Origin of the sequence: Oceanobacillus jordanicus, assembly GCF_022095695.1 — a bacterium.
Classification (GTDB): Bacteria; Bacillota; Bacilli; order Bacillales; family Amphibacillaceae; genus Oceanobacillus_B; species Oceanobacillus_B jordanicus.
Genome location: NZ_JAIFZM010000005.1, coordinates 103,721 through 117,235, shown reverse-complemented (window position 1 = coordinate 117,235; position 13,515 = coordinate 103,721). Strand labels below are relative to the sequence as shown.

Sequence of the window (13,515 nt, the reverse complement as noted above, 5' to 3'; positions counted from 1 at the left end):
TGTTTATATATGGAAATTGGTGTACGGTTAAAGGAAGCGAGAGAAGCGAAGAATATCTCTTTAGAAAGTCTGCAAGAATCTACCAAAATACAGAAACGTTACCTCATGGCGATTGAAGAAGGGAATATGAAAATCCTTCCTGGTAAGTTTTATGCACGGGCGTTTATTAAGGAATATGCCAACGCGGTAGGACTTGATCCAGATGAATTATTAGAGGAGTACAAAGAAGAAGTTCCTAAAACAGAAGAACAAGAAGAAGTACAATATACTCGTATGCAACGGACAAGGAAATCTGGAAATACGGAGAAAAGCAGTTCCCATTCTTCCATTCTGCCAACAATTATTACAGTTATACTTGTTATAGGTATCCTTTTTGCCGCATGGTATTTTATTAAGCAATCCATGGGGAATGATGAAAGTAATGCGCCAAGCGAGGAAGAAGACATTATTATAACCAACCCAGAAAATTCACAAGAGAATGCGTCTGGTAATGAAGATAATGAAAGCAATGAAGATGAGTCTACTACTGACGATGCGGATCAGGAAGAAACAAATGAACAAGAACAGGAAGAAAATCAGCCAGAGCCTTCTTTTTCTGTAGTGGAAGAGGGGACTGGATCTACACCTGTCTCAACTGTAGCATTAGATAACGCAGGGGATGAAATAACAGCAACATTGGAAGCAACAAGCGATACTTGGCTTCTTGTAGAATCTGAAGATGGGGAGACATTTTTTGAAGAAGGAATGTTTACCAGTGACCAATCCCCATTAGAAATTGACTTAAGTGGAAAAGAACGCATATTCTTTAAGATCGGAAATGCCTCTAATTTAACCATTACGATAAATGGAGTGGAGATGGAATATCCGGTTGATGCGAATGCAAAAGTGCGTCAGGATATTTGGCTGGAAATTAACCAGGAAACAGAATAATTGTAGAGAAGCCCTTCCCTTTTATACTGACGGAAGGGTTTTATCACTTAACTTACACATAATAGTAAACATAATAGGAGGATTTACGAATGAATGTACCTAATAAAATTACGCTATCTCGAATTTTTCTAATCCCTATCTTTATTCTATTGTTAAGTATTCCATTTAATTGGGGCACTTGGGATATTGGGGAAACATCTCTACCTGTATCAGATTTCATAGCGGCTTTGCTTTTCATTTTAGCAGCTGCTACGGATTGGGTTGACGGCCATTATGCACGTAAGCATAACCTCGTAACAAATCTAGGTAAGTTTTTAGACCCGCTTGCTGATAAGCTTCTTGTCTCAGCAGCGTTAATACTATTAGTGGAAATGGGGATGGCACCAGCTTGGCTTGTTATTGTCATTATAAGTAGGGAGTTTGCAGTTACAGGGCTAAGACTTGTCGCAGCCGGGGAAGGTATAGTACTTGCTGCTGGAAGCATGGGGAAGCTTAAAACTGCAACACAAATGATTGCAATCGCAATTTTGCTTCTACATCAGTTCCCGTTCTCCTACATAGGCTTCCCGTTTGGTACGGTAATGCTTTATGCTGCACTATTCTTTACCATTGTTTCGGGAGTTGACTACTTCATGAAAAATTGGCATGTCATGAGGGATTCGAAGTGATGAAACAATTAAAAACAGAGATTGTTGCAGTAGGCACGGAATTATTGCTCGGACAAATTTCGAATACAAATGCACAATGGTTATCTCAACAACTCGCTTTATTCGGGGTGAATGTGTACCATCATACTGTTGTAGGAGACAACTTGCAGCGTGTCAAAACAGTATTCAACCAAGCCCATGCTCGTTCAGATGTGATTATTGTGACAGGGGGATTGGGTCCGACAGATGATGATTTAACAAGAGAGGCATTTCAAGCAATGAGTGGTATGGACATTGTAGAACACGAGCCTTCCATGGATAAAATAACAGCTTTTTTCACTAAACGCGGAACCAATATGACACCGAATAATCGGAAGCAGGCGCGAGTTTTTGCAGGAGCTAGCGTATTGGAAAACCATGCTGGGATGGCACCTGGTATGATTGTCACTTATGAAGAGAAAACGTGGGTTTTTCTTCCAGGAGTTCCAAGAGAGATGAAGCATTTGGCCAGTACTTCTGTTTTCCCTTATTTGCAGAATTTGACTGGTGAAAAGCAAGTTATCAAATCAATGATCTTAAAGTTTATCGGAATCGGAGAGTCCCAGCTTGAGCATGAATTATATGATTTAATTCAAAATCAAAGCAACCCTACTCTCGCACCGCTAGCGCAAGAAAGTGGTGTTGTAATCAGGCTGACTGCCAGACATAACTCCGAAACAGAAGCCAATTCTTTACTAGAACAAACAAAAGCACAAGTAGAGGATCGACTCGGGGAATATCTTTTTGGTGTCGATGAGCAAACGATCGAGCAACAAATAATAGATTTACTCAAATCTAGTGGTAAGACGATCGCTGCAGCGGAAAGCCTGACGGGCGGAATGTTTACTGATAAACTCGTCTCTATTTCTGGTGCTTCAGCTGCCTGTAAGGGTTCAATTGTATGCTATGACACGGATGTAAAAAGGAAAGTACTTGGAATATCAGAGGAAGTCCTCGTAGAAGACGGGACTGTTTCTGAAGCTTGTGCAGAACAGATGGCTGAGAAGGTCAGTGGTTTGCTGGGTAGTTCATTTGGAATTTCATTTACTGGAGTTGCGGGCCCTATGTCAATTGAGGACCACCAACCAGGTACTGTCTTTGTTTCTATATACGACCACGTAAATAAACGCTCTGAAACCAAAGGTTATCATTTTCATGGTGATCGCAATTCAGTAAGACATCGGGCGACAATTAAGGGATTAGAATTTCTTTTTAATTATTTAAATTCCACTATTGAGTAGGTTGTATGAGGAGTTAATTTAATTCTAGCTTGGCCTTCATACTGTAAAATGCTATTTTTTCCAAAAGAACCATATTAAAAAAAGGGAACATTTATTCGTTTTTTTCTTGGCAAAAGGTAAAAAACAATGTATGATGTAAATAGAAGAACTGAAGGAGGAGTACGTTGTGAGCGATAGAAAACAAGCGTTAGATATGGCGTTGAGACAAATAGAGAAGCAATTTGGTAAAGGATCAATAATGAAACTTGGGGAGCAAGAACAAAGGAAGATAGCAACCATTCCAAGTGGATCACTTGCTTTAGATGTTGCATTAGGAATAGGTGGATACCCGCGCGGACGTGTTATTGAAATATATGGCCCGGAATCTTCAGGTAAAACGACTGTTGCTTTACATGCCATTGCAGAGGCTCAGCAAAAAGGTGGACAGGCTGCTTTTATTGATGCAGAGCATGCACTTGATCCAATCTATGCAAGAGCACTTGGTGTTAACATTGATGAATTGCTGTTATCACAACCAGATACTGGGGAACAAGCACTGGAAATAGCTGAGGCACTTGTGAGAAGTGGTGCAGTAGATATCGTCGTAGTGGACTCAGTTGCTGCCCTTGTACCGAAAGCGGAAATAGAAGGTGAAATGGGTGACGCCCATGTTGGACTTCAAGCTCGTCTTATGTCACAGGCACTCAGAAAGCTATCTGGAGCAATTAACAAGTCAAAAACAACTGCTATCTTTATTAACCAGATTCGTGAAAAAGTAGGTGTTATGTTCGGTAACCCTGAAACTACACCAGGTGGTCGTGCACTAAAATTCTATTCATCTGTAAGACTAGAAGTTCGCCGTGCAGAGACATTGAAGCAAGGCAACGATATCATGGGGAATAAAGCTAGAATTAAAGTAGTGAAAAATAAAGTAGCTCCACCTTTCAAACAGGCGGAAGTAGATATTATGTATGGTGAAGGTATATCCAGAGAAGGGGAGATCCTTGATATTGGTTCAGATCTGGACATTGTACTGAAAAGCGGTGCTTGGTATTCCTATAATGAAGAAAGGTTAGGCCAAGGTCGCGAAAATGCGAAGCAATTCCTAAAGGAAAACACAGACATAACGACTGAAATCCACGAAGCAATCCGTCAACATTATAAGTTGGATGAAGAGCCTGAAGAAGCTGAAGAGGTTAGCCAGGAAAGTTTTGATGTGTAAGCAGGAAATGAAAAATTTAGTAGTGTTCTATTAAACTAATGCCGGACGATATTTCGAAGCTAATTCGAATATGTCCGGTTTTCTTTATAAGGTTTAAGCTTGAGTATTACAGTTTAGTATTTTCTCTATATGGCTATATTTTAGTTATGAGAGTGGTAAAAAGAGGTCCTATCGAGCTAATTACTTCCTATTAAGTAAGAGAAATAAAAGCGTTTCTTTTATTTCCTATTAGGGTAAGGAAATAGTTTGTGACGTTTCCTTGACATTCCTTATATAGACAATTAAAATTAAATATGTATAAATTTATAATTTATATTATATGAATTATTGTTCTTTTGCATTTGAAAACGGTACATGCCGACAATAATGATTTGTAAAACTTAATAGCAATAGGAGGTGAAATTATGGACAATCCTATCTTTATAATCATCTCCATTTTGCTCCTAATCGTCGGTATTGTTGTTGGTTATCTGATTCGTAAATCTATTGCTGAAGCTAAGATCTCCAGTGCAGAAACCTTAGCTAAACAAATAGTGGATGAGGCACATCGAAATGCAGATGCCGCTAAAAAAGAGGCACTTCTTGAAGCGAAGGATGAAAATCACAAGCTTCGTCAGCAGACAGAAGACGAGTTACGAGAACGTCGTTTAGATGTACAAAAGCAAGAAAATCGTCTGATGCAAAAAGAAGAAAATCTGGACAGAAAAAGTGATACAGTAGACAAGCGTGAGCTCATGTTAGAGAAAAGAGAACAGTCACTAACAGAAAAACAACAACAAATTGAAGAAATGGAAAGCAAAGTGGAAGCTATGAAGCAGGAGCAGCAAACAGAGCTTGAGCGCATTTCAGGATACACGACCGACCAGGCAAAACAGGTTATCTTAGAGCGTATTGAAAAAGATGTTGCGCATGAATCCGCACTAATGATCAAGGAAGCTGAGAATCGTGCGAAGGAAGAAGCAGACAAAAAGGCGAAGAATATTCTTTCCCTTGCCCTGCAACGCTGTGCAGCAGACCACGTTGCGGAAACAACCGTTTCTGTAGTGAATCTTCCAAACGATGAAATGAAGGGGCGTATAATTGGTAGAGAAGGACGTAATATACGTACACTGGAAACATTAACTGGAATTGATCTTATTATAGATGACACCCCTGAGGCGGTAATTCTATCTGGATTTGATCCAATTCGTCGTGAGACTGCCCGTTTGGCACTTGAAAAACTTGTACAGGATGGTAGAATTCACCCTGCAAGAATTGAGGAAATGGTTGATAAATCCAGACGTGAAGTGGACGAATATATTAGAGAGATCGGTGAGGAAACAACATTTGAAGTTGGTGTGCATGGTCTTCACCCGGATCTGGTTAAAATACTTGGTCGACTGAAATACCGGACAAGTTATGGACAAAATGTCCTTAAGCATTCAACAGAAGTTGCTTACTTATCTGGATTGCTTGCAGCTGAATTAGGAGAAGATGAAACATTGGCTAGAAGAGCCGGATTACTTCATGATATCGGAAAGGCAATTGACCATGAAGTAGAAGGTAGCCATGTTGAGATTGGAAAAGAATTAGCGATGAAATACAAAGAGCACGAAGTTGTCATTAACTCAATTGCCTCCCACCATGGTGACGAGGAACCTACCTCCATTATTTCTGTCCTGGTTGCTGCTGCGGATGCACTATCTGCTGCTAGACCTGGTGCAAGAAGTGAAACACTTGAGAATTACATTAAGAGGCTGGAGAAACTGGAAGAGATATCTGAATCCTTTACGGGAGTAGAAAAATCTTTTGCTATCCAGGCAGGAAGAGAAATAAGAATCATGGTTAAACCTGACGAAATTGATGACATCGAATCGGTTCGTATCGCTAGAGACATTCGAAAACGAATTGAAGGTGAACTTGATTATCCTGGACACATAAAAGTTACGGTAATCAGAGAAACCAGGGCAGTTGAATATGCAAAATAATGCATAGCCAAACAAAAAAAGCGGTCATTGACCGCTTTTTTTGTTTGGTAAAAAGTTATCTGGTTGGGTTGTGGCCAATTAAAGTTGCCTTTCATACCAAAGGGATTAGAAAATGGCTACGTTTTGACAATAGAAAGTTTATATGAAAAACTAAATATAACTAATAGAGATGGGATGAACTATTTATGAAGATATTATTTATTGGTGATGTAGTAGGTTCACCGGGAAGAGACATGGTACAGGATTACTTACCGAAATTAAAAGAGAAATATCGCCCGACCGTGACAATTATCAATGGTGAAAATGCTGCCTCCGGAAAGGGCATTACAGAAAAAATTTACAAGCAATTTCTAGAATGGGGCGCACAAGTCGTTACCATGGGTAACCACACATGGGATAAGAAAGAAATCTTTGAGTTTATTGATGACGCAAAATATATGATACGTCCTGCGAATTTTCCTGAAAATAATCCAGGGAAGGGTATTGTTTATTTGAATGTAAATGGTACGGAAATAGCAGTTATTAATATGCAGGGCCGCACTTTTCTACCTGTTATAGATGATCCATTTCAAAAAATGGACCTTTTAATTGAAGAGGCAAAGCAACGTACGAATATTATTTTTGTTGATTTTCACGGTGAAGCTACAAGTGAAAAGCAAGCGATGGGATGGTATGTGGATGGAAGGGTAAGTGCTATAGTTGGTACGCATACACATACACAAACAGCAGATGAACGTATTTTACCAGGGGGAACAGCATATATTTCAGATGTTGGGATGACAGGGCCATATGATGGAATCCTTGGAGTAAATAGAGAAGCTGTTATGAAAAGATTTCTTACATCTATGCCGGTGCGTTTTGAAATTACGAAAGAGGGAAGAACACAATTAAATGGATTCGTTGTTTCAATTGATAAGAATAGTGGGAAAGCAACTAAAGTAGAACGGATCATGATTAATGAGGATCACCCATTTTTTGGCTAGTCTTTGAATCTGTGAATTATTTGTCCATACTGTAATAAGCTAACATCTCCAAGAATATAGTAGAAATAGAACTACAATAGCAAATAAAGGAGGTACTAGTAATGGAAGTATTAAAAGTTTCAGCTAAATCAAGTCCAAATTCAGTAGCGGGCGCACTCGCGAATGTCCTAAGAGAACGTGGCACAGCGGAAATCCAGGCAATTGGTGCTGGTGCACTAAACCAATCGGTAAAAGCTGTAGCTATTGCAAGAGGGTTCGTAGCTCCAAGTGGAGTGGATTTAATCTGTATACCAGCATTTACGGATATTATGATTGATAATGAAGAAAGAACAGCCATTAAACTTATTGTAGAACCGAGATAAATAGAATAACCGATATTACCTCCCGCAATTTAGGGAGGTTTTTATTATGGTAGAAATAAGCTTAAAAGAGATAGTTTAAGGGAGAAAGTATGGGGTGGGACAATTTTAATACAAGCACTTTGCCAAAAAGATGAAAAAGTGCTCCATGCTTTTGATCCTCTAGCTTCGATCGCCAAAAACTAGTCTACTTCGCAAATCGCCATAAGATAAAGAAGACTTGCCGACTGGTGTAAACTAGAGGCCTAGTCGCACTTATACCCGGAGGGTGAAAGTCATTATCGATTTTTAAATTAAAGTAGGTCGGACTAAAATCGGCCTTGCCGGCCAACGCCGACATACCCCTTTTGCAGGGGCATAATTCCTTTATCTCAGTTGATTTACTACAGTCGCTCTACGCTTTTGTTCAATAATATTGTATATTTTGCTTGTAGCATTTATACTGTAATATTGTATAGGTATAGTTTGGTGTGGAAACATGAAAGGGGTCTTTTAAATGAACGAACAGCAACGAAAAGAACAGTCGCAAATAGTCAATCAGGCAGATGCCGCGGACAGAAAATCCGGACTGGAAAAACCTTTACATGAAAAAACAAGTGCTGATTTTGCAAAATACTTTGAAACTACTTATGAACCACCTAATTTAAATAAAGCTCGAAAGCGTGGCCGGGATAAAGTAAACGTTCACTATGATTTTGCTATTCCTGAGGACATGGAGCGAATTGGTGAAGGAAAGAAATTTTTAATACGTACATATGGATGTCAGATGAATGAACACGATACAGAAGTGATGGCGGGTATCTTAACCGAAATGGGATATGAGTCAACTTCTGATACAAATGAAGCAGACATTATTCTACTAAACACTTGTGCCATCAGAGAAAATGCTGAAAACAAAGTGTTCGGTGAGATTGGCCATTTAAAACCTTTAAAAGTAGAAAAGCCTGATCTTATCCTAGGTGTTTGCGGTTGCATGTCCCAGGAAGAATCTGTTGTAAACCGTATACTGAAGAAGCATCAGCATGTGGATCTCATCTTTGGAACGCACAACATTCATCGCTTGCCACATTTAGTGAAAGAAGCAATGTTTGGCAAAGAAAAGATCGTAGAAGTGTGGTCAAAAGAAGGCGATGTTATAGAGAATCTTCCTAAAGCAAGGAAAGGAAAAATCAAAGCATGGGTAAATATCATGTATGGTTGCGATAAATTCTGTACCTACTGTATCGTTCCCATGACCCGAGGAAAAGAAAGAAGTCGACGACCTGAGGATATTATACAAGAGGTACGTCACCTTGCTGCCCAAGGCTATCAGGAGGTAACATTGCTGGGGCAAAATGTTAACGCCTACGGTAAAGATTTTGAAGATTTAACCTATGGTCTTGGTGACTTAATGGATGACATGCACAAAATTAATATTCCGCGGGTACGCTTTACGACTTCCCATCCACGCGATTTTGACGACCGTCTAATTGAAGTATTGGCCAAAGGTGGTAATTTACTAGATCATATTCACTTGCCAGTACAATCAGGAAGCAGTGAGATCTTAAAGAAAATGAATCGAAAGTATACGAGAGAGGAATACCTTGAACTTGTAAGGAAAATACGTGAAGCAATGCCAAATGCGACATTAACAACTGACATAATCGTTGGGTTCCCAAATGAAACAGATGAACAATTTGAGGAAACAATGACGTTAGTTGAAGAGGTTGGATTTGAGGCAGCGTATACGTTTATCTACTCACCTCGTGAAGGTACACCTGCTGCAAGAAAAAAAGACGATGTACCAGAAGAAGTGAAAAAACAGCGCCTATATCGTTTAAATGATCTTGTTAATAAGCAGTCGGCAGAGTCAATGAAAACCTATACAAATAATAAAGTTAAAGTGCTTGTAGAAGGGGAAAGTAAGAAAGACCCTGACGTACTAGCAGGATATACAGAAAAAAATAAATTAGTCAATTTTAAAGGGCCGAAGTCTTCGATTGGCAGTATTGTAGAAGTTGAAATTACAGAAGCAAAAACATGGTCTTTAAACGGTGTGATGGTAGAAAATACAGTAGAGGTGAACTAATATGGCAGAATATACACGTACACAAGTATTAGAAGAAGCAAAAAGACTTGCATCAATGCTTGCAAATACAGAAGAAATTGATCGCTTTAAGCAAGTAGAAGCAAAAATAAATGAAAATCAAAAAGTGCAAAAATTAATCACAAAGATTAAAGCATTGCAGAAACAAGCAGTAAACTTTCAGGCTTATGAGAAAAGAGAAGCGTTAAAACGTATCGAGGAAGAAATTGATCGTCTGCAAAATGAAATTGACGAAATTCCAGTAGTTCAGGAATTTAAAGAAACACAAATTGTGGTAAATGATGTATTACAACTCGTTTCTGGAACGATAGCCAGAGAAGTTACCAATAATGTCATTGAATCAACAGGCGGTGACCTTTTAGCAGGAGAAACTGGGTCAAAAGCAAAAAAGAATCATAGTTGCAGTAACTAATTACGATGAAAGAGACGAAGCAGTCTCTTTCTTTTTTTATTTCCAAACCGCATCCTGACACTTCTCAATCACCCTAAAATTGGTTTCTTTTCTTTTTTCACAAATAGCTATGCACTTTAGGTATTTGTCTTGCATAAAATGAGAATGAAAAAAGAGGAGGTAAAAGTAATTATGACTTTTCTTGAAAAAGACTATAGAGAAATCATTACAAAAGCCGTTTGTGGAAAAGGAAAAAAATTCACGCAAGCTTCTCATTCCATTACGCCATCTCATAGACCATCAAGCATCCTAGGGTGCTGGGTGATCAATCATTTATACAATGCTAAGAAGAAGTCCGAAGACACTGTTGAAATTAATGGGAGCTATGACATCAATGTATGGTATTCCTATAATGATAATACTAAAACAGAGGTCGTAACGGAGAGGGTTACCTATACGGACATAATCCCGCTTTCTGTTAAAGATGATAAATGTATCAATGATGAGTTTGACGTAATCGCAAAAGTTACACAGCAACCAAACTGCCTGGAATGTAAAATTGCAAGTAAGGGACACAAAATTGTTGTCGAGATTGAAAGAGAATTTGTTGTTCAAATTATCGGTGAAACAAAAATCGCTGTCCGTGTTGATCCTTCTGAGAACAACTATGATGACGATGAAGACAATTGGGATTTTGAATTAACTGATGATGAACTGGAAGAAGTTGAACCAGATTTCCTTCATCATAAAGACTAATAAAAATTACGAGGGATAGTCTCTCTCGTAATTTTTTGTTTTTAAATAAGTTTTCTAATTAGCCAAATATAATATTTTATCCCGGTGCAGTCGTCCGTAAGTCTCCCCCTTCAAAACATGAAGTAAAACCGTTAAGTTTTAAGTGGGTGTAACGGACGCTAACACCCCGATTCGTTTCAACTAACAAGTGGGGGAAGGACGAAAACCCCCACTGATTGAAGTTTCACTTTATCTAGTTAGAAGCTTCTTGGAAATTCGTATGAGTAAGGGGATGTATGCTATACTATAGCTAGTATAAGATACGTTTTGGAGGATGAAACATGGCAAAATATACACCCATGATGGAGCAATACTTACAAATAAAAGCAGCTTATAAAGATGCCTTTTTATTTTTTAGATTAGGTGATTTTTATGAGATGTTTTTTAATGATGCAATAGAAGCTGCAAGAGAGTTAGAGATAACCTTGACCAAAAGGGATCCTGGGCAGAAAGAGCCCATCCCCATGTGTGGTATCCCATACCATGCAGCAGCTAATTATATAAAAATTCTTGTGGAAAAAGGTTATAAAGTTGCCATCTGTGAACAGGTGGAAGATCCTAAGACGGCTAAAGGTGTTGTGAAAAGGGAAGTTGTTCAACTTATAACTCCTGGAACAGTCATGGAAAGCACTATGCTTACCGAGGGAGAAAATAATTATATTGCCAGCCTCTCTCACTTTGAAGATGGCTCTTTTGTGATAGCTTACAATGACTTATCTACAGGAGAGAATCGACTTGCCCTTATCGAGGAAGGGTTTGAAGCGGTCATCCATGAATTTTACAACCAGCCGATCAGAGAAGTAGTAATTCCATCTACACTGCCCGAAGGCTTACAAAGTCAATTGCGAACACGCCTGCAGGTCACATTATCCTATCAGGACGAAGTCAAATTTAGTGCGGAGTATCGCGACCTTAGTGAGAATCTCAATGATGAACGGTTAATGACAGCATTCAGCAGACTGCTCAATTATGTGCAAGACACGCAAAAACGGTCCCTTGATCATTTAAAACAAGCAGAAATCATTAATCGAAAAAATTATCTCTCGTTGGATATGTACTCGAAACGAAATTTGGAATTAACCGAAACGATAATGAAAAAGGGAAAACAAGGAAGCTTGCTCTGGGTTTTAGATAAGACCGTAACGGCAATGGGATCCCGCATGTTGAAGAAATGGCTTGAACGCCCATTACTACACAAGGAGAAAATTGAGGAAAGACTTGATGCAGTATCGGCATTTTATGAGCATTTTCTAGAAAGAGATACATTAAGGGAAACATTGAAATCCGTCTATGACCTTGAAAGACTAGCTGGTAGAATCGCTTTTGGTAATGTCAATGCCAGAGATCTCCAACAGTTAAAGCTGTCCCTAGAAAAGATTCCAGGTATAAGAGAATCCCTAAATCAAATAGATCAAAAAGAGGTTGTAAACCTTGCAAATGATCTTCATTATCCGGAACATTTAGTAACGTTATTGAATGAAAGCTTGGTAGACGATCCGCCCGTTTCCATAAAAGAAGGATCTATCATTAAAGATGGATACAATGAACAGCTTGATACGTATCGTTATGCGTCAAGAAATGGAAAACAGTGGATTGCTGAACTGGAACAGAGAGAGAAGCAAGAGACGAATATTAAATCACTTAAAATCGGCTATAATCGTGTATTTGGTTATTATATTGAAGTGACACGGGCGAATCTTCACCTCCTACCGGAAAATAAATATGAACGGAAACAGACTCTAACCAATGCAGAGAGATTTATCACACCAGAATTAAAAGAAAAAGAACAACTTATATTAGAAGCAGAAGAGAAAAGCGTTGAACTTGAATATCAGCTCTTTTTAGAAATTCGGGAAAAAATCAAGGGACATATTCCAGAGATACAATATTTGGCTGACATAGTCAGCAGGATAGATGTTCTTCAAACCTTTGCTACAGTTAGTGAAGTAAATAATTTCAAACGACCAAGTTTTAGCACAGAAAAGCTTGCTATCAAAAATGGCCGTCATCCTGTCATTGAGCAGGTCATGCGTGACGGGAATTTTGTACCAAATGATGTGGAATTGGATGCTGAGAAAAATGTGCTACTTATTACTGGTCCAAACATGTCAGGTAAAAGTACGTATATGCGGCAACTTGCCTTGACGGTCATCATGGGACAAATTGGTTGCTTTGTTCCTTGTGATGAAGCTGAATTATTATTATTTGACCAGATATTTACTAGGATTGGAGCTGCTGATGACCTAGTCTCAGGACAAAGCACGTTTATGGTAGAGATGCTTGAAGCAAACCATGCCATCTCGCATGCAACAGATAAAAGTTTGATTTTACTAGATGAAATAGGTCGGGGAACAAGTACATACGATGGAATGGCGCTTGCCCAGGCGATTGTCGAGTATATCCATGATAATATTCATGCTAAAACATTATTCTCCACCCATTATCATGAGCTCACTTCATTAGAAAACTCACTGGATCGCTTGAAGAACATTCATGTACGTGCAGAGGAGTATGAAGGAAATGTTGTCTTTCTCCATCAAATTAAAGAAGGTGCAGCAGACGAAAGTTATGGAATTCATGTAGCAAAGCTTGCTAATCTTCCGGAAACTTTAATTGAACGTGCAAATCTTATATTGCAACAGCTAGAAGGGGAGCAAAAGGAAACGAAAGCGATAGAAGATTTACCAGCGTCTGATCAACTGTCCTTTTTCGTAGAAGAAAAGCGTGAAACTTCGAACTCCCGTAGTGAAAATAAGCCGATAGATGCGAAGCTGTTAAAACAATTACAAGAGCTTGACTTATTTGACATGACACCAATGGATGCCATGAATACTTTGTATCAGTTACAGAAAGAAGCAAAAAGCACGAAGTAGAAA

The 13,515-nt window shown here is 38.8% G+C and carries 11 protein-coding genes; all 11 read left to right on the top strand.

All coding sequences use genetic code 11. From position 1 onward, the window contains the following. The first annotated feature begins 9 nt into the window (after window positions 1-9). The 11 genes from K3T81_RS07705 to mutS all read left to right on the top strand — a co-directional run bounded on the left by K3T81_RS07705 (window position 10) and on the right by mutS (window position 13,512). Window positions 10-930 carry a helix-turn-helix domain-containing protein gene (locus K3T81_RS07705; protein WP_106896708.1) on the top strand — a complete coding sequence of 307 codons (921 nt, stop codon included), beginning with the start codon at window positions 10-12 and terminating at the stop codon, window positions 928-930. Window positions 931-1,019: 89 nt separating this feature from the next. Further along, window positions 1,020-1,598 (top strand): CDP-diacylglycerol--glycerol-3-phosphate 3-phosphatidyltransferase, encoded by a 579-nt coding sequence (gene pgsA, locus K3T81_RS07700; RefSeq protein ID WP_238019198.1) that lies wholly within the window; start codon window positions 1,020-1,022, stop codon window positions 1,596-1,598. Continuing rightward, entirely contained in the window at window positions 1,598-2,857 is a 1,260-nt protein-coding gene (locus tag K3T81_RS07695; protein ID WP_238019196.1) for a competence/damage-inducible protein A, read from the top strand. The genes pgsA and K3T81_RS07695 overlap by 1 nt, the downstream gene beginning before the upstream one ends. 166 nt (window positions 2,858-3,023) lie before the next feature. After that, window positions 3,024-4,058: a recombinase RecA gene (gene recA, locus K3T81_RS07690; RefSeq protein ID WP_106896710.1), complete on the top strand. Its 1,035-nt coding sequence runs from the start codon at window positions 3,024-3,026 to the stop codon at window positions 4,056-4,058. A gap of 404 nt (window positions 4,059-4,462) precedes the next feature. Then, entirely contained in the window at window positions 4,463-6,025 is a 1,563-nt protein-coding gene (gene rny, locus K3T81_RS07685; RefSeq protein WP_106896711.1) for a ribonuclease Y, read from the top strand. A 185-nt stretch (window positions 6,026-6,210) separates the two neighbouring features. After that, complete coding sequence (locus tag K3T81_RS07680) at window positions 6,211-7,008, top strand: TIGR00282 family metallophosphoesterase (protein WP_036572980.1); 798 nt, start codon at window positions 6,211-6,213, stop codon at window positions 7,006-7,008. A 101-nt stretch (window positions 7,009-7,109) separates the two neighbouring features. Next, window positions 7,110-7,370: a stage V sporulation protein S gene (locus K3T81_RS07675; protein WP_036572979.1), complete on the top strand. Its 261-nt coding sequence runs from the start codon at window positions 7,110-7,112 to the stop codon at window positions 7,368-7,370. Window positions 7,371-7,863: 493 nt separating this feature from the next. Further along, window positions 7,864-9,435 carry a tRNA (N6-isopentenyl adenosine(37)-C2)-methylthiotransferase MiaB gene (miaB, locus tag K3T81_RS07670; RefSeq protein WP_238019194.1) on the top strand — a complete coding sequence of 524 codons (1,572 nt, stop codon included), beginning with the start codon at window positions 7,864-7,866 and terminating at the stop codon, window positions 9,433-9,435. 1 nt (window position 9,436) lies between these two features. Continuing rightward, a complete protein-coding gene (locus K3T81_RS07665; protein ID WP_106896713.1) occupies window positions 9,437-9,865 on the top strand; it encodes a YlbF/YmcA family competence regulator in 429 nt (142 codons plus the stop codon). 171 nt (window positions 9,866-10,036) lie between these two features. After that, complete coding sequence (locus K3T81_RS07660; protein WP_106896714.1) at window positions 10,037-10,600, top strand: outer spore coat protein CotE; 564 nt, start codon at window positions 10,037-10,039, stop codon at window positions 10,598-10,600. 320 nt (window positions 10,601-10,920) lie between these two features. Beyond that, window positions 10,921-13,512 carry a DNA mismatch repair protein MutS gene (mutS, locus tag K3T81_RS07655; protein ID WP_238019192.1) on the top strand — a complete coding sequence of 864 codons (2,592 nt, stop codon included), beginning with the start codon at window positions 10,921-10,923 and terminating at the stop codon, window positions 13,510-13,512. Window positions 13,513-13,515: the final 3 nt, after the last annotated feature.